Annotated in this window: 18 protein-coding genes; 13 read left to right on the top strand and 5 right to left on the bottom strand. The window is 43.6% G+C overall.

Annotated elements, in window-relative coordinates:
- Window positions 1–116: 116 nt before the first annotated feature.
- A complete protein-coding gene (locus tag AKG39_RS08790) occupies window positions 117–1,094 on the bottom strand; it encodes a tyrosine-protein phosphatase (protein WP_050740017.1) in 978 nt (325 codons plus the stop codon).
- A 99-nt stretch (window positions 1,095–1,193) separates the two neighbouring features.
- On the opposite strand from AKG39_RS08790, the gene hemW reads away from it, so the two are divergent.
- From hemW to AKG39_RS08755, 7 genes are all read left to right on the top strand, one after another.
- Window positions 1,194–2,351 carry a radical SAM family heme chaperone HemW gene (gene hemW, locus AKG39_RS08785; RefSeq protein ID WP_050740016.1) on the top strand — a complete coding sequence of 386 codons (1,158 nt, stop codon included), beginning with the start codon at window positions 1,194–1,196 and terminating at the stop codon, window positions 2,349–2,351.
- A 127-nt stretch (window positions 2,352–2,478) separates the two neighbouring features.
- Entirely contained in the window at window positions 2,479–3,513 is a 1,035-nt protein-coding gene (hrcA, locus tag AKG39_RS08780; protein ID WP_050740015.1) for a heat-inducible transcriptional repressor HrcA, read from the top strand.
- 8 nt (window positions 3,514–3,521) lie between these two features.
- On the top strand, window positions 3,522–4,121 hold the full coding sequence (gene grpE, locus AKG39_RS08775) for a nucleotide exchange factor GrpE (RefSeq protein ID WP_050740014.1): 600 nt from the start codon (window positions 3,522–3,524) through the stop codon (window positions 4,119–4,121).
- A gap of 43 nt (window positions 4,122–4,164) precedes the next feature.
- Window positions 4,165–5,991: a molecular chaperone DnaK gene (gene dnaK / locus AKG39_RS08770; RefSeq protein ID WP_050740013.1), complete on the top strand. Its 1,827-nt coding sequence runs from the start codon at window positions 4,165–4,167 to the stop codon at window positions 5,989–5,991.
- A gap of 165 nt (window positions 5,992–6,156) precedes the next feature.
- Complete coding sequence (gene dnaJ, locus AKG39_RS08765) at window positions 6,157–7,350, top strand: molecular chaperone DnaJ (protein ID WP_050740012.1); 1,194 nt, start codon at window positions 6,157–6,159, stop codon at window positions 7,348–7,350.
- Window positions 7,351–7,701: 351 nt separating this feature from the next.
- On the top strand, window positions 7,702–8,631 hold the full coding sequence (gene cysK, locus AKG39_RS08760; RefSeq protein WP_050740011.1) for a cysteine synthase A: 930 nt from the start codon (window positions 7,702–7,704) through the stop codon (window positions 8,629–8,631).
- On the top strand, window positions 8,631–9,065 hold the full coding sequence (locus AKG39_RS08755) for an RrF2 family transcriptional regulator (RefSeq protein WP_050740010.1): 435 nt from the start codon (window positions 8,631–8,633) through the stop codon (window positions 9,063–9,065). Before cysK ends, AKG39_RS08755 begins: the two co-directional genes overlap by 1 nt.
- Before the next feature lie 62 nt (window positions 9,066–9,127).
- Here AKG39_RS08755 and AKG39_RS20020 read toward each other — a convergent pair whose 3' ends face one another.
- The 4 genes from AKG39_RS20020 to AKG39_RS08740 form a co-directional block, all read right to left on the bottom strand.
- Window positions 9,128–9,280 (bottom strand): hypothetical protein, encoded by a 153-nt coding sequence (locus AKG39_RS20020; protein ID WP_160316162.1) that lies wholly within the window; start codon window positions 9,278–9,280, stop codon window positions 9,128–9,130.
- Window positions 9,281–9,409: 129 nt separating this feature from the next.
- Window positions 9,410–10,660: a phosphotransferase gene (locus tag AKG39_RS08750; RefSeq protein WP_050740009.1), complete on the bottom strand. Its 1,251-nt coding sequence runs from the start codon at window positions 10,658–10,660 to the stop codon at window positions 9,410–9,412.
- Window positions 10,661–10,671: 11 nt separating this feature from the next.
- The gene (locus AKG39_RS08745) at window positions 10,672–11,148 is read right to left on the bottom strand and encodes a EutP/PduV family microcompartment system protein (RefSeq protein ID WP_050740008.1); all 477 of its coding nucleotides are present in this window, start codon (window positions 11,146–11,148) and stop codon (window positions 10,672–10,674) included.
- A gap of 2 nt (window positions 11,149–11,150) precedes the next feature.
- A complete protein-coding gene (locus AKG39_RS08740; protein ID WP_050740007.1) occupies window positions 11,151–11,501 on the bottom strand; it encodes a BMC domain-containing protein in 351 nt (116 codons plus the stop codon).
- Window positions 11,502–11,766: 265 nt separating this feature from the next.
- On the opposite strand from AKG39_RS08740, the gene prmA reads away from it, so the two are divergent.
- From prmA to AKG39_RS08710, 6 genes are all read left to right on the top strand, one after another.
- A complete protein-coding gene (gene prmA / locus AKG39_RS08735; protein ID WP_050740006.1) occupies window positions 11,767–12,705 on the top strand; it encodes a 50S ribosomal protein L11 methyltransferase in 939 nt (312 codons plus the stop codon).
- Window position 12,706: 1 nt separating this feature from the next.
- Complete coding sequence (locus AKG39_RS08730) at window positions 12,707–13,456, top strand: RsmE family RNA methyltransferase (RefSeq protein ID WP_050740005.1); 750 nt, start codon at window positions 12,707–12,709, stop codon at window positions 13,454–13,456.
- The gene (gene mtaB / locus AKG39_RS08725) at window positions 13,453–14,778 is read left to right on the top strand and encodes a tRNA (N(6)-L-threonylcarbamoyladenosine(37)-C(2))-methylthiotransferase MtaB (RefSeq protein WP_050740004.1); all 1,326 of its coding nucleotides are present in this window, start codon (window positions 13,453–13,455) and stop codon (window positions 14,776–14,778) included. The genes AKG39_RS08730 and mtaB overlap by 4 nt, the downstream gene beginning before the upstream one ends.
- Window positions 14,779–14,870: 92 nt before the next feature.
- A complete protein-coding gene (locus AKG39_RS08720; RefSeq protein WP_050740003.1) occupies window positions 14,871–15,215 on the top strand; it encodes a histidine triad nucleotide-binding protein in 345 nt (114 codons plus the stop codon).
- A gap of 106 nt (window positions 15,216–15,321) precedes the next feature.
- The gene (rpsU, locus tag AKG39_RS08715; protein WP_013379247.1) at window positions 15,322–15,504 is read left to right on the top strand and encodes a 30S ribosomal protein S21; all 183 of its coding nucleotides are present in this window, start codon (window positions 15,322–15,324) and stop codon (window positions 15,502–15,504) included.
- An 11-nt stretch (window positions 15,505–15,515) separates the two neighbouring features.
- Window positions 15,516–15,962, top strand: a complete 447-nt coding sequence (locus AKG39_RS08710; protein ID WP_050740002.1) for a GatB/YqeY domain-containing protein — start codon at window positions 15,516–15,518, stop codon at window positions 15,960–15,962.
- Window positions 15,963–16,059: the final 97 nt, after the last annotated feature.

Genomic DNA, 16,059 nt, shown 5'->3' with positions numbered 1-16,059 from the left:
TATAATCAATTTCGTAACGTCGAGGCGGACATCTCGGAGAGTGTCCGACGTAGAGTGTAGAAATTGCTTTATATAAACCTGTAGTAAAGCACAGGATGTAGTACTTGACAAATAGTTTATTTCTCCAGAAGATTTTCTCGGATTTTTTCGAAATCTTCGGTGGTGAGGTCGGTTTCGCTGAGCAGGTATTCTTCGACAGTGCCAAAGTTTTCTTTTATATAGAGGATAGAAATCTGAAGCCAGGCGGGTTTCACGCCATAGAATTCCCAAAGATGATGGTTCTCAACCCCGAGTTCTTCGGACATGATGTTGCCTAAAAGAAGGTAGCTCTCATCAAAGGTCAGGTTCGTCAGGGTGTAGTCGGAAATAATGGTTTCCTCAGCAACCCCCAGAAGGCTCAGAATTAGGTAAGTCATAAATCCGGTGCGGTCTTTTCCGTTGGTGCAATGATAAAGAATAGGAAATTCAGAGGGCTCGGTTAAAACCTTGAGAACCTCGGCAAAGCATTGGGCCCGGTCTTCGGTTTGAATTTTGTAAATGGCCCGCATGAAGGTGTCCACGGATCCAGGTTGGGTAAAATCCATTTCGCTGATGCCCTGATTAAAGGAATCAAAAATTGGGATGAGGTGATACTCGGTGGACTCCGGTAGCCGATCTACCTGTTGATCGGCCTTTCTTTTATTTCGAAAGTCAAAGGCATGCTTTAAATCGAGATCTTCAAAATAGGCAACATCTTTGTCGGACAGATGGGCCAGCTCTTCGCTACGGATGACTTTGCGCCATTTGACTTTACGCCCTTCATGACCGGTGTATCCACCAATGTCACGGATATTAATGGAATTTTCCAGTTGGATGAGGCGTTTTGCCAATTGGGTTTCATCACAAAAGATAAGGTTTTCCTCGTCTTTAAAATTGTAAAGTGGTGTGCCGGTTGGGGATATGGGTCCAGTTGGGTTTTTAATCGTGGTTTCGGCGATGCCTTTGGCATAGGCTTCCTCAAAATTTTTCCGGTAACGTCGTTTTCGTCCAAGAATAAAAGCTGGGATACCTGCGGCAACGCCAATGATCAGTGCTATTCCTAATTTTTTTTTCATCAATAATTTCCTTTCATCAACGTTTTTTCAGTAATTGTTATGGTATTATTATAACATATTATTAAGAAAAAAAGTCTTTAAAAATGGTCGAGGTGAAAAATGAATCATGATATAAATTCGCTGGGAATTTACTGTCATATTCCCTTTTGTGTGAAAAAATGCGATTACTGTGATTTCCCTTCGTTTGGAAACGCCTGTGATGCCGATATTAAACGCTATTTCAAAGCGCTGCAGAAAGAAATCGAAGGATTTTCAAAGCGCAATAGGGACAGTTCCATTCCGGTGGTGGACACCATTTATTTTGGTGGCGGAACGCCGTCGGCGGTGAATCCGGAATATGTCCGACAAACCCTGGGGCTTCTCCGGGAAGTCTTTTCGGTTTCAGCAATGGTTGAACAAACCATCGAAATCAACCCCGGAACCTTAACCCCTGAAAAAGCCTTGTTGTATAAGGCCATGGGGTTTAATCGAGTGAGTATGGGTTTACAGGCCTGGCAGGATTCTTTACTGAAAAGCCTGGGCCGAATTCACCGGCAGCAGGATTTTATTGACAGCATGGGATATCTAAAGAAAGCTGGTTTTGAAAACATCAGTGTGGATGTGATGTACGGTCTTCCCGGCCAACAGGTCAAAGATGTTATTGAAACAATGGCAGCACTGATGGATTTTGCGCCACCCCATTTGTCCTGTTACAGTTTGATTCTTGAGGAGGGAACCCCGCTGACCCGTCGGGAAGCCCGTGGTGAAATCACGCTGCCATCTGAGGATCAGGAGCGCTTGATGCACTGGACCGTGGATAGCTATTTAAGATCAAAGGGGTATGATCACTACGAGATATCCAGCTATGCCAAACCCGGTTATGAAAGCCGCCATAATCTTAAATACTGGGAGTTGGTGCCTTACTTGGGATTCGGGCTGGGGGCCCATGGTTTTTATCATGGGGCCCGCTATGGGAATGCCACGGATCTTGATGAGTACTGTTCTTTGGTGGAGCAAAACCAGAATCCCGGGGAAGCTGAGCCGGCTTTAACAAAGGAGCAGATCATGGCGGACTGGATGCTGCTGGGGCTGCGAAAACTAGGGGGCATTGATGACCGGATTTTTCAGAAGCGGTTTGAAAAAAGTTTTTTTAGAGTTTATGAAAAGACCATTGAGGGGTTAATTAAGGCAGAATTACTGGTTCGTGAGGAGTCGGTACTCCGACTGACAGATCATGGCCAGGATTTCGGAAATCAGGTGTTTATGGCGTTTTTATGAACCTTAAGAAAACTTTAAAACTCGGAGTGACTATTATAGAAACCTGTTGACAAAGTAGGGACAGGGTGGTATATTTAATTCAGATGTTAGCACTCGATTATCGTGAGTGCTAATAACGAGGTGGAACATGGAACTCAATGCTCGAAAAAAGAAAATATTAGAGGTGATCATCCGTGATTACATCAGCACAGCGGAGCCTGTGGGCTCACGAACCCTTTCAAAAAGATGCAACCTGGGTATCAGCCCGGCGACCATCCGAAATGAAATGGCAGACCTGGAGGATTTAGGTTTCTTAGTGCAGCCGCATACGTCTTCAGGTCGTATTCCGACTCAACAGGCCTATCGGTATTATGTGGATGAGATAATGGAAGTTAAAAAGCTTGAAAAGATAATCCGTACGGATATTCATCGGGGCTTTTTAAATTATACCAGCGAAATGGGAAACACAATGGACCATACCGCCAAGGTTTTATCCCAACTCACTAATTACACAGCTGTGGTTTTGGCACCACGCGTCACAAATTTTAATTGTAAGCATATTCAAATTGTTTCATTAATTAAAAACAGGGTACTAATGATAGTAGTTACCCAAGAAGGCATGGCCAAAAACATTGAAATTACACTAGGTCAGCAGGTCGACTCCATGCTGGCATTGAAACTCACCAATGTGCTTAACAGTTTTCTTAAAAATACTTTTTTAAGGGATATGAGTTCAGAGTTCATTGACCAGATCCAGGAATTAACTGCTGAAGAAACCCATTTGATTCATGAGATTCTTCCTCATTTAAAGAAGGCTTTACTTGAGGATGCATCCGAAATTCATTCCATGGGCCTCACCAATCTTTTTAATTATCCGGAGTTTAGTGATATTGAAAAGATTAAGCGTTTGGTTAATATCGTTCAGGAAAAACAGGTGCTTTCAGACATATTGACAACCAAGGATGGCAATCGCGTGATTCATATAAAAATTGGGAGTGAGAACGACAATGAAAGCTTAAAGGATTTTAGTATTATTACCTCCACCTATGAGTTGGATGGAGAAACGATGGGCGCCTTTGGGGTGATTGGACCCACCCGGATGAATTATGACAATGTATCATCGGTCCTGAATTATATACGCAATGAGTTGAATTTACATATCTCAAATTTATTAATGAAGTAGGTGATTATATGACAAAAAGAAAAAAGAACGATCCCGAAATTTTAGAAGATGACGTTTTGGTGGAAACACCTGTTGCGGAAACTCCTGTAGAGGAAACCACCGAAGCGACCGAAGCCGATGCATCCATTGATGACGAAAACGGCGAGGATTCTCCCGATAAAATTTTAAAGGAGATAGTGAAGGAGGATGAACAAATTTTAAATCGATTAATACGACTTCAGGCAGATTTCGAAAACTTTAAAAAACGAACACAGAAAGAAAAATCCGATATTTATCAGTTTGCATCAGAAAATCTGGCAACAAAGCTGCTTCCGGTCATTGATAATCTGGAACGGGCAGAGGCGTCCATTGAAGGTGCCGATGTTACAGCAGAAAGCTTTTTAAATGGTATTCAAATGGTGTTTAAACAACTCAAAGAGGTTCTTAAAGAAGAAGGCCTTGAAGAAATTGTTTGTGAAGGCGCATTTGATCCCAATTATCACCATGGTGTTGCAGTGGGCGAAGATGACGAAAAAGACGATCAGGACATTATGGAAGTTTTTCAAAAGGGCTACAGCTTTAAGGGTAAGGTCATACGACCCGCCATGGTTAAGGTTTGTAATAAATAAATAATTCAACAAAACAATAAATAAATTTCAGGAGGAAATAGATATGGGAAAAGAAAAAATTATCGGAATTGACTTAGGAACAACCAATTCATGTGTCGCAGTATTAGAAGGCGGTGAAGCTGTTGTAATTCCAAACGCAGAAGGAAATAGAACCACACCATCCGTTGTTGCATTTGCAAAAGACGGCGAACGACTGGTTGGCCAGGTTGCCAAACGACAGGCCGTTACCAATTCAGACCGTACCATTGCTTCCATTAAGAGAGACATGGGTACCGATCGTAAAGTTGTGATTGATGACAAAACTTATACTCCCCAGGAAATCTCAGCCATGATCCTGCAAAAACTGAAAGCGGATGCCGAAGCTTATTTGGGCGAACCGGTTAATAAAGCAGTTATTACGGTTCCCGCATATTTCAGTGATGCTCAACGTCAGGCAACCAAAGATGCCGGACGTATTGCCGGTTTGGAAGTTTTAAGAATTATCAATGAACCAACAGCCGCAGCACTGGCTTACGGACTTGATAAATCAGGAAATCAGAAGATTATGGTTTATGACCTTGGTGGCGGAACCTTTGATGTGTCCGTTCTTGAATTAGGCGATGGTGTCTTTGAAGTTAAGGCAACCAACGGAAACAATCACCTTGGCGGTGATGATTTTGACCAGAAAGTCATTGACTGGATGGCAGCTGAATTTAAGAAAACCCATGGTTTTGATCTTAAAAATGATAAAATGGCGCTTCAGAGACTGAAAGAAGCCGCTGAAAAAGCGAAAATTGAATTATCTACCGTTATTAAAACAGATATTAATTTACCTTTCATCACTGCTACAGCCGAAGGACCACAGCATTTGGAATTATCTTTAACCCGGGCAAAATTTGACGAGTTAACCCAGGATCTTGTAAAAAGCACTGTCGGTCCTGTTGAAAAGGCCATGAAGGATGCTGGAATCGGTAAACATGAAATGGACAAGGTTATTCTTGTTGGTGGGTCTACCAGAACTCCTGCTGTTCAGGAAACTGTTAAAAATCTTACCGGTGAAGATGCTTATAAGGGCATTAACCCGGATGAATGCGTGGCCATCGGTGCTGCTATCCAGGCAGGTGTATTAGCCGGTGAAGTTCATGATGTATTGCTCCTTGATGTGACACCATTGTCACTGGGGATTGAAACCTTAGGTGGCGTATTTACTCGATTAATCGATCGTAATACCACGATCCCGACCAAGAAAAGCCAGACATTCTCAACCGCAGCCGATAACCAAACCGCTGTTGACATCCATGTTTTACAGGGTGAACGTGAAATGTCCAAGGATAATAAAACATTGGGTCGTTTCCAATTAACCGGAATTCCTTCCGCACGACGTGGCATTCCCCAAATCGAAGTAACCTTCGATATTGATGCCAACGGTATTGTGAATGTTTCCGCCAAAGATATGGGAACAGGAACCACCCAAAACGTTGTCATTAAATCAACCACTAACATGAGTGATGACGAAATTGATGCAGCTGTCCGTGAAGCCGAACAACACGCTGAAGAAGATAAAAAATTCAAAGCGCTGATCGAAGCAAAAAATGTTGCGGATTCAACCATTTACCAAACCGAACAATCCTTAAAGGAAATGGAAGGCAAGGTATCTGATGAAGATAAGGCCAAAGTTGAAGATGCTATCGCTAAGTTAAAAACTGCCAGTGAAGGCGAAGATGCTGAGGTTATTACCAAGGCAACCGAAACATTAAATGAAGCTTTCTACCCATTAGCTCAAAAATTGTACGAAGAAGCCGCTGCACAGAAAACGCCTGAAGAGCAAGAAGCTGCTGCCGAAGGTGAAGAAGATGTGGTGGATGCAGAATACGAAGAAGTAAAAGAATAGTCTTGGTGAAAATCAAGCATACAAGTGGCAGCTGAGGCTGCCACTATTTTTGTTTGAAAGGTTGAATTTCAATTGTGAAAAAAAACCTTTCACTCATGGGGTATAAAGGGTATAATTAATAGTTGTTTATAACTACAGAAGGATTCAAAAGAGGTGAGATAATTTATGAGTGAAAAAAGAGATTACTATGAGGTGCTTGGTGTTAATAAAAACGCCAGTGCAGATGAAATAAAAAAAGCCTATCGAAAAAGGGCAATGGAATTTCATCCGGATAAGAATCCGGGAAATGATGCGGCTGAAGAAAAGTTCAAGGAAGCCAATGAAGCCTATGAGATTTTGAGCGATGCGGATAAAAAAGCTGCATATGACCAATATGGTCATGCCGGGGTCAATAACAATGCCGGTGGTGGTGGAGCTGGTGGTTATGGCGGCTTTGGCGGCGGTGGTTTTAGCGGCGGCGGCGGATTTGAGGATATCTTTGGGGATATTTTCAGTGCCTTTGGCGGTGGCGGCGGCTTTGGTGGCGGTGGCCGATCTCGGGCCCGATCAAACCGTGGTTCGGATATGAAAATCAGTTTAAATTTGAGCTTTCATGAGGCCGTTTTTGGTGTTGAAAAGAAGATTAAGATTAAGCGTAAAGAGGAATGCTCGGTTTGTCACGGATCCGGAGCTCAAAAGGGCTCGGATGTTAAAACCTGTGATCAATGCGGTGGTGCCGGCCAGGTTTATGTCAGACAGCAAACGCCATTTGGTACTATTCAGCAGGTTCAGGAATGCGATAAATGTCATGGTGAAGGCAAGGTCATTGATAAACCATGTCCACAGTGTCATGGTTCAGGTGTCGAGGCTAAAGAACGCACCATTAGCATTAAAATTCCAGCCGGTGTGGATAATGGCTCTGTGTTACCACTCCGAGGACAAGGCAACGCTGGGCCGAATCACGGACCAAGCGGTGATCTCTTTGTATATATCAGCGTCAAGGAAGATCTCATCTTTAAACGTAGTGGCGATGATGTGCATTATGAATTGCCCATCACTTATGCTCAGGCAGCTATGGGTGATAACATTGTGGTTCCTACCATTGATACTAAGATTAAGCTGAAAATTCCTGAGGGAACTCAGAATGGCAAGGTCTTCCGATTAAAAGGTAAGGGGATTCCCAATGTCAATGGCCATGGCCGCGGGGATCAGTTTATTACCGTTAAAGTCGAAGTTCCGCGTAAGTTAACCCGTGAACAACGACGTATTTTAGAGGAATATGCTGAAGCCACCGGTATGGATGCCCATCCCGAAGCAAAACGTTTTTGGGCCCGGATTCATGCCGAAGAAAAAGAAAAAGGTCCCAAAAAAGAATCATAAGAACTGAGATTCCGCCCCTACGGGATTAAACTTGCGTTTGCATAAATCATATGTTCTTTTTCGGTTCGTAGGGGCGATTATTAATCGCCCGCAACGTCGAGGTTTATGCATGCGTATTGGTAATCACCGTGACGTTGCGGGCGGGTACTACCCTCCCCTACGGTAGAGCAGGACGGACTAGTAAAAAAAAGAATGCCGGAACAATCCGGCATTCTTTTTTTGCTTAAAGAGAAATCCAGCCAATCAATGACGTTTTGTATTGACAAAGAAAGAAACGAGGTCTATAATAAAATTAGCAATTCATATAGACTTAATATGAATTAACTTTAAAGAAAGAACTGAGGTAATTACATGTCAAAAATAGCAAAAAGCTTAACGGATTTAATTGGCAATACTCCTTTATTGGAATTATCAAATTATGAAAAAAGTTTAAATCTTGGGGCAACGATTTTAGCTAAGCTTGAATATTTTAATCCTCTGTCATCGGTGAAGGACCGGATTGGATTTGCCATGATCGATGCCGGTGAAAAATCCGGAAAGATTAAAGAAGGAACCGTGATTATTGAACCTACCAGTGGAAACACCGGGGTCGGATTGGCTTTTGTTGCAGCGGTCAAAGGGTATCGTCTGGTTTTAACCATGCCGGAAACCATGAGTATGGAACGAAGAAACCTGCTTTCGGCATTGGGTGCAGAACTTGTATTAACTCCAGGTGCAGAGGGCATGAAAGGCTCGATTGCCAGAGCTAACGAGCTGGTTAAAGAAATTCCCAATGCATATATGCCGCAGCAATTCGAAAACCCGGCTAATCCAGAGATTCATCGAACCACAACCGCCATTGAAATTTGGAATGACACCGACGGTGAAGTGGATATGTTTGTTGCCGGGATTGGCACCGGCGGAACCATTACCGGTGTTGGGGAAGCACTTAAAGAGAAAAACCCCGGAGTGAAAATCGTCGCTGTCGAACCCACGGACTCTCCGGTGCTGTCCGGGGGCAAACCGGGACCGCATAAGATTCAGGGGATTGGCGCAGGCTTTATTCCCGGGGTGTTAAACACCCAGGTTTATGATGAAATTATTCAAGTCAGTAATGACGATGCCTTTAGCACTTCTAGAATTGTGGCTAAAAAAGAGGGGCTTTTGGTGGGGATTTCTTCAGGGGCGGCGATTTTTGCGGCCACGGAGCTTGCCAAACGGCCGGAAAATAAGGGAAAAAAAATTGTTGTGCTTTTGCCGGATAGTGGGGAGCGCTATCTTTCCACGGCGCTATATAACTAATGAAAATTTCTACAAAGGGCCGATATGCCCTGCGCCTGATGCTTGACCTGGCACTAAACAATACCGGGGAATACATTCCCATTAAACGGATTGCCGAACGCCAGGAGATTTCAGAAAAATATTTAGAACAGATTATCACCCAGATTTCCCGGGCCGGATACGTCAGAAGTGTCCGTGGGTCCCAGGGTGGGTATCAATTGACCAGACAACCTGAAGAATATACCGTTGGTATGATCCTGCGGCTGATGGAAGGGGAGCTTTCTCCGGTGGCTTGTTTGGATGAACCAGGGAGTTGCAAGCGCGGCGATCGCTGTGTGACGGTTGAGATTTGGCAGGATCTTAAGGAAGCCATTGAAAATGTGGTGGATAATGTAACTCTGGCGGATTTGGTCAAGCGCTATCACGAAAAGGGCAGCTGTGAGTATGTGATCTAGACAGGTGATAAAATCGTCCCGGGGACAATGGTAAATCGTTGTCGGCTGCATGATCGGACAGGCTACGCCTGTGCGCCATGATGCCGACAACTGATGTTACGATTGTCCCCGGGACTTACTTTTAAGTTTGAGTAAAAATCGTCCTGGGGACAATGGTAAATCGTTGTCGGCTGCATGATCGGACAGACTACGTCTGTGCGCCATGATGCCGACAACTGATGTTACGATTGTCCCCAGGACTTACTTTTTGATTTGAGTGAAAAATCGTCCTGAGGGCAATAGTAAATAAATGTCCGCGCCGAGGTTTGACGACGCACAAAAAAAAGAGGCTTGCGCCTCGGGATTTATAGAGATAGTTTTAGTAAAAACTGGGTATACTCACTGATGTTAGTGTAGTTTTTGTGGTTTAAGAGGAGTTCCTCGGCGATGTTCATGCCCAGCAGTGAGGGGATGGCGCGGGCGTCTTCGGGTAGCCGGGAGATGTCGTAGCAGAGGCCTCTGGTGGCTAAACGTGAGGTCATATTAATGCCGGTATAGGATAGTGCGTCCTGGAGCTGGTTGATCAGGTAGGCATCGACATCCAGGATTTTAAGGCTGTAACTTTCGTCCTGGTATTCTTTCACCAATTGGTGAAAGACTTTCTGGAAGGTTGTGTATAATCCGATGATGGTGTCACAGAGATAGGCCTGAAAATCCGACTTTTGCTGTAGGGTTTTGGTGGTGTCGCCGAACCAGGAAATAAAGTTCAGGCTGAAGCTTGCGGTGATGCGGCCAAAATCCTGGGCCAGGGGACCGAAGCCGGCAAACTCGCCGTCAATGATCCGGATATCGGTTTGGCTGACCATGATGTTTGAGCTATGGAGATCCGTATGGATGAGGCATTCTTTATTTTCCAAAAAGTTTGTCTGGAGACGTTTGACTTCAGCTTGAATCAGGGGGTTTTCAATCAGCTCTTTTCTTTTGGTCGCGGTGGCCGGGGCCATGTTGCGATTCCAGGAAACGGCGATGTTATCTTCAAATACCGGTCCGGAAAGGGCAGTGTATTCGGGGTTGGTAAAAAAACGTTCGACTTCCGATTTTTTGTAACGGGTGAGGTGAAGATTGGAGGAAAAGAAAAGATTGCGGGCGAAAAATGTCCCGAGTTTTTCATGAAGCTGGGGATGCTTGACCATGCGGCACAGATCAAACCGCAGTAGGCTGAGGACCATTAAATCCTCCATCACAATGATGCGGTTGGTTTCGTCAAAAACATAAATTTCCGGACAGATCCCGGGGTAAACCGAGTTCCAGAAAATCAGCGAGGCGATTTCGGAACGCATGCGTCCAAGATCCAGGGTCCAATCTCCTTCGCCAACGTTATTGTTTTTTTCTTCTTCAATGCGAAAACGCGGAAATGAAAGCATTTGCTTCAGGATAATGGATTTTCCGGAGCCGTCATAGGCGTGATAAATCAAATTGACAAAACCTTCGATGCTTTCTTTTTCGGCATGCAAATCCACCACCGTGAGATTGGCGTTCTTTGGGAAAATATTTTTTTCCTTAAGATATCCTGCGACCCCTTTGGGGGTCAGGTTTCCATAGCTGTCATTTATCATAGCGCACTTCCTTATTTTAAATTAGGATTCCGAATCGGATCCATGTAGTGGTGGATGGCTTCTTCCAGAGCTTCGATGCCTGCTCCGGTTTCGGAACTGACTTCATAAATGTTTTTAGGCTTAATCCCGGCATAGGCTAAAAAGTTCCGGCTTCTTTTAATGTTGCAGTCTTGATGGTCGATCTTTGTAATCACGCCGATGGCGGGAATATTAAAGGTATGAATAAAATTAGGCGGAATAGAGTTTTGGCTATCAACACAGGAAACCACCATAATCAGCAAACCCGCATCACAGGCGATGTTAATGGCTTGTCTTGAAAAGAAGGGAAGCTCAATGAATTCCCCGGGGGTATCAATAAAATCGTCGAAGTAACTGACCATTTGGGTTTTTGAATATTTCATTTCTTCATTGGAGAGCCGCTGTTTCAAGGTGGTTTTTCCGCTGCTGATTTTTCCGATAAGGGCGACTCTTTTTTTATTGTTGGCCATCTTTAGGAGTAGGTGATTTTAGGAATATCGAAGCCTAAAACTTGCTGCAGGCAATTCAGAATTTCGGATACTGCGGCTTTGACATCACTGACACGTCCGGTAATGACCAGGGAACCGCTAAAGCGGTCTAAAAAACCGATTTCAACTGGTGCCGCTTTGGTTGCAGCATCGGCGGCAATAATAGCGGCTTCGCTGGGAGTAATGGTGAGGATGCCGATGGCATCGCTGGCTTCATCATCCAGGCCTAGTTTTATATAGATATCATTTTTAGGTTTTGCGATAATGTGCGCCAATGTTACCTGTTTGCCGGGAACATATTCTTGTATGGAACGGCTTTTATTTTCAGTTGCCATGGTGGTCACCTTTTCCTTTTAAAATTTAATTTACAGTTAAATTTATTATAGCATTAAATGGAAAGCGGTTATATCACTTAACCATATTTTACAGAAACCAGGCAAAAAATTTCTCTGTATAACAATCAGGGCGATCAGCATAAATATTTTAAAAATCTGAAATTCACTGTTTATTTTATAAGAAAGATAGGGTACAATGGTAAATCGTAAAAGAAAAACGAGTATTTAGTGAGATAATCAAAATACAAATAACAGGAGGTACGGAATGCTTTGGAAAGAAGTTCAAATCACAACAACTTTAGAGGCTGAGGAAGCAGTGGTCAATGCTTTTTATGAAAGTGGAGCGCAGGGGGTGGCAATTCAATCCCTTCAGGATGTGCTCTTGATTCAACAAGATCCAAAAGTTAATTTTGTCGATGCGTCTCTTCTGGAAATTGATCCGGATGCTTCCATTATAACAGGGTATTTTAGTGAGCTTTCCAACACCGATGAAGCTTTGCATTTACTGATTACCCGGGTAAAAGCATTGCCAACCTTTGGCATTGATCCCGGCGATTGTGAAATGATGATTACCGAAATTGAAGAGGATGACTGGGCGAACTCATGGAAGAAGTTTTACAAACCCACCAAAGTGGGAAAGGCCATGGTCATCAAGCCTACCTGGGAAGAATACGAGGCTACAGAAGGGGAAGTAGTTATTAATATTGATCCCGGGATGGCATTCGGTACCGGGACCCATGAAACGACTCAGCTCTGCGCCATTAAACTTGAGGAATATATTAAGCCCGGGGATGTGGTCCTGGACATCGGCTGCGGCACCGGGGTTTTATCTTTGATTGCCGGAAAGCTCAAGGCTAAAAAAGTGGTGGCTGTGGATTTTGACACGCTGGCAGTTAAGATTGCCAAAGAAAATACCGAGCTGAACAATCTGGGTGATATGGTGGAAATCCGGGAGGGAAACCTTCTGGATGTCATTGATGAGGTCGCGGATGTGATTGTCGCCAATATTTTGGCTGAAGCCATTGTCGAGTTGTCATCCATTATTAAGCCCTATCTCAAGGAAAATGGCATTTTTATTTCTTCAGGGATCATTATCGAACGCTTGACGGATGTGTTGGTAGCCCTTGAGAAAGAAAACTTCAAACTGCTCTTCGTTCAGCAAATGGGCGAATGGGTTGGCGTGGTTGCTCAGAAGAGAGCTTAGCATGCATCGGTTTTTTGTAACGGAAGATCAAATCACAGGCACTGGTATTACCATTACCGGCGAGGATTTTAAGCATATTACCAAGGTTTTAAGGCTCGGCAAAGGTGAAACTATCGAGGTTTGCGACGCCGGGGGAACGGATTATCTGGTCGTTCTGGAAGCACCTATGACGAATACCATTACCGGAACCATTACCGAAGCCTACCCCTCCAGGGGGGAAACACCGCTGATGAGCGTCACCTTATTCCAGGGTTTGCCCAAGGGATCGAAAATGGAAGTGATCATTCAAAAGAATGTGGAGCTGGGCGTGGATGTGGTTATTCCGTTTAGCTCCCGGCGGTCCATTGCTCAGATTAAAGATAAGCAGGATAAGAAAATTGAGCGCTGGCAGCGGATTGCCTACGAGGCGGCGAAACAGTCGAAACGGGGCATCATTCCGGTGATTGGTGAACTGATGGATTTAAATAGTATTCTTAAAGAATCCGGTGCTTTTGATTTATTGCTGCTGGCCTATGAGGATGAGAAAAAACTGTCCCTGAAAGATGTGCTGACGGATTTTGGTCGGGAACGTGACACGCCGCTGAAAATTGGGGTGATTATTGGACCGGAAGGCGGCTTTGATCCTCAGGAGGTCGAAGTCTGCCAGTTGGCCGGGGTGAAAAGTGTGACCCTGGGTAATCGGATTTTACGCACGGAAACCGCCGGCATGGTAGTTTTAAGCCAGTTGAATTTCTGGAGAGAAGGAATATGATGCTTGATGTAAATTTTCATAAAAAAAAGGTTGCCTTTATGACTTTGGGGTGTAAGGTGAATACCTATGACAGTGAAGCTATGATGGAAATTTTTGAAGCTGCGGGTTACGAGGTTGTGGCTTTTTCCGAGGTTGCTGATGTATATGTAATCAATACCTGTACCATTACCAATCTGGGCGATCAAAAATCCAGGAAAATGATGCGCAAGGCCAAACGCCTGAATTCTGACGGGATTATCTGCGCGGTGGGATGTTATGTCCAGGCGTCACCTGATGAAGTTGAAAAAATCCAGGAAGTTGACTTAATGATCGGTACCAAAAACAGACATGAAATTCTCAATTATCTCGATGCTCACTTGAAAGATCATAAAAAGCGGGATTTTGTATCGGATATTATGGATGAGAAAATTTTCGAGCCGATGGTGATTTCAGAGGTCAAACGAAAGACCAGGGCTTTTATTAAAATCCAGGAGGGCTGCAATCAATTTTGCACCTATTGCATTGTGCCTTATGCCCGGGGGCCGATTCGGAGCCGCCCTATGTCTGACGTAGTCGCTGAGGTTGTTCGGGTTGTGAACAGCGGCTACCGGGAAGTGATTCTCACGGGCATTCATATTGCATCCTATGGCGTGGATCAGGGCGATTCAGATCTCATTGATTTAATGGAGGAACTGGATAAAATTCCCGGGCTTGAGCGGATTCGCCTGGGATCAATGGAACCTAAATTTGTCACTGAAGATCGATTAAAGCGTTTATTTTTAATTAAAAGCTTTTGTCCGCATTTCCATCTTTCTCTTCAAAGCGGCAGCGATACGGTGCTTAAAAGGATGGCACGGCATTATACCACGGCTGAATACCTCGGGATTGTTAAAAAAATCCGCGCATATTTCCCCCTGGCGGCACTTACCACCGATGTGATGGTGGGTTTTCCCGGGGAAACCGTTGATGAATTCAACCAGACTTTTGCTTTTATTCAGGCAGTGGCGTTTTACCAAATCCATGTTTTTAAATACTCGAAACGACGGGGCACTAAAGCGGCTGACTTTCCTAACCAGGTGGATGACGATACGAAGACAAAACGTGGTCATATTTTATCAGAATTATCCCAGAGCCTGGAAGTTGCCTTTTTGAAAAAGAACCATGGCCAAAAAGCCCGAGTCCTTTTTGAAGCCTATACCAAAGGGGATTCCCATCAGGGTCACACCGAAAACTATATTCCGGTGATGTTTACCAGCGAAGAAAAAATTGATGGTAGAATTATGGAACTTAGGGTATTATATACTCAACGGTATGCAAACAAATTGACTGGAAATATTCTATAGGGGTTTAAAATCACAGTGATCCGTTCTGTTTGTTTAGATAAAATCATTTTTCCGCTTAACGTTTAACACTCTACATTTTAAAGGAGGAAATTATGTCCCAGGATTGTATCTTTTGTAAAATAGTCAGGAAAGAAATTCCCACAGAATTCATTTATGAAGATGACTTGGTTGTAGCTTTTAATGATATTAACCCTCAAGCACCGGTCCACGTTATTATTATTCCCAAAGAACACTACGAATCAATTCTATCTGTTTCTGCCGGAGATGACATTATCGGACACATCCATTTGGTTGCCAATCGGATTGTTTTAAAGCTGGGTATTGCCAAGACCGGATTTCGTCTGGTGAACAATACCGGACGGGATGGAAATCAGACCGTTCCTCATTTACATTACCATTTATTAGGGGGAAGAGAATTATTATGGCCTCCAGGTTGAAAAATAATTGACAGCGACCAAAATTTTACATATAATATAAGTTGACTCATACCATGTCGGTAAATAGTTCCAGAAATCACGAACGGATTAGAGGGGGGGGTTAAAAATGTCAGAAGTAAAAATCAAAGAAAATGAAACACTCGAGAGTGCATTGCGCAGATTTAAAAGAAAAACAGCAATGGCGGGTGTAATGTCTGAAATTCGAAAAAGAGAGCATTACGAAAAGCCAAGCGTAAAGCGTAAAAGAAAATCGGAAGCAGCAAGAAAAAGAAAGATGAAAAAAAGATAGGATGTGACTATTTGGCATTAAAGGATCAACTACAGGCTGATTTAAAGACTGCAATGAAAAACAAGGAAAAAATTCGGAAATCGACCATCACGATGATTCGGGCTGCTGTTTTACAAGTAGAGAAGGATCAAAAGGTTGAGTTGGGTGATGAAGATATCATTGAAATTATTGCAAAACAGCTTAAGCAACGTCGGGATAGCCTGACGGAGTTTGAGAAAGCTCAAAGAGACGATTTAATCCAGCAGGCTCTCACAGAAATTGAAGTAATTGAGAGTTATCTTCCTACACAATTGACCGTAGATCAAATCAGGGTTATTGTAACTGAAACGATTCAAGAAACTGGTGCAGTTAACGCCAAAGACATGGGCAAAATTATGAGTGTCCTGATGCCGAAGGTTAAAGGTCGTGCAGATGGAAAACTTGTTAATCAAGTTGTCAGGGAAAGCCTGATATCATAAAACAAACGCAAGGAGGATTGTCTCAGGACAGTCTTCTTTTTTTTAGGCATAATTTCCCGGCAATAGAATTCATAGGGATAAAAAGAGCAGGATCAAT

Source organism: Acetobacterium bakii, from assembly GCF_001263355.1.
Lineage (GTDB): Bacteria > Bacillota > Clostridia > Eubacteriales > Eubacteriaceae > Acetobacterium > Acetobacterium bakii.
This window is presented reverse-complemented; position numbering and strand designations above follow the sequence as displayed.

What these genes read in the sequence shown, in the direction of transcription:
- AKG39_RS08790 (WP_050740017.1), bottom strand. Translation starts at nt 1,094, where the DNA reads ATGAAAAAAAAATTAGGAATAGCACTGATCATTGGCGTTGCCGCAGGT.
- hemW (WP_050740016.1), top strand. Translation starts at nt 1,194, where the DNA reads ATGAATCATGATATAAATTCGCTGGGAATTTACTGTCATATTCCCTTT.
- hrcA (WP_050740015.1), top strand. Translation starts at nt 2,479, where the DNA reads ATGGAACTCAATGCTCGAAAAAAGAAAATATTAGAGGTGATCATCCGT.
- grpE (WP_050740014.1), top strand. Translation starts at nt 3,522, where the DNA reads ATGACAAAAAGAAAAAAGAACGATCCCGAAATTTTAGAAGATGACGTT.
- dnaK (WP_050740013.1), top strand. Translation starts at nt 4,165, where the DNA reads ATGGGAAAAGAAAAAATTATCGGAATTGACTTAGGAACAACCAATTCA.
- dnaJ (WP_050740012.1), top strand. Translation starts at nt 6,157, where the DNA reads ATGAGTGAAAAAAGAGATTACTATGAGGTGCTTGGTGTTAATAAAAAC.
- cysK (WP_050740011.1), top strand. Translation starts at nt 7,702, where the DNA reads ATGTCAAAAATAGCAAAAAGCTTAACGGATTTAATTGGCAATACTCCT.
- AKG39_RS08755 (WP_050740010.1), top strand. Translation starts at nt 8,631, where the DNA reads ATGAAAATTTCTACAAAGGGCCGATATGCCCTGCGCCTGATGCTTGAC.
- AKG39_RS08750 (WP_050740009.1), bottom strand. Translation starts at nt 10,660, where the DNA reads ATGATAAATGACAGCTATGGAAACCTGACCCCCAAAGGGGTCGCAGGA.
- AKG39_RS08745 (WP_050740008.1), bottom strand. Translation starts at nt 11,148, where the DNA reads ATGGCCAACAATAAAAAAAGAGTCGCCCTTATCGGAAAAATCAGCAGC.
- AKG39_RS08740 (WP_050740007.1), bottom strand. Translation starts at nt 11,501, where the DNA reads ATGGCAACTGAAAATAAAAGCCGTTCCATACAAGAATATGTTCCCGGC.
- prmA (WP_050740006.1), top strand. Translation starts at nt 11,767, where the DNA reads ATGCTTTGGAAAGAAGTTCAAATCACAACAACTTTAGAGGCTGAGGAA.
- AKG39_RS08730 (WP_050740005.1), top strand. Translation starts at nt 12,707, where the DNA reads ATGCATCGGTTTTTTGTAACGGAAGATCAAATCACAGGCACTGGTATT.
- mtaB (WP_050740004.1), top strand. Translation starts at nt 13,453, where the DNA reads ATGATGCTTGATGTAAATTTTCATAAAAAAAAGGTTGCCTTTATGACT.
- AKG39_RS08720 (WP_050740003.1), top strand. Translation starts at nt 14,871, where the DNA reads ATGTCCCAGGATTGTATCTTTTGTAAAATAGTCAGGAAAGAAATTCCC.
- rpsU (WP_013379247.1), top strand. Translation starts at nt 15,322, where the DNA reads ATGTCAGAAGTAAAAATCAAAGAAAATGAAACACTCGAGAGTGCATTG.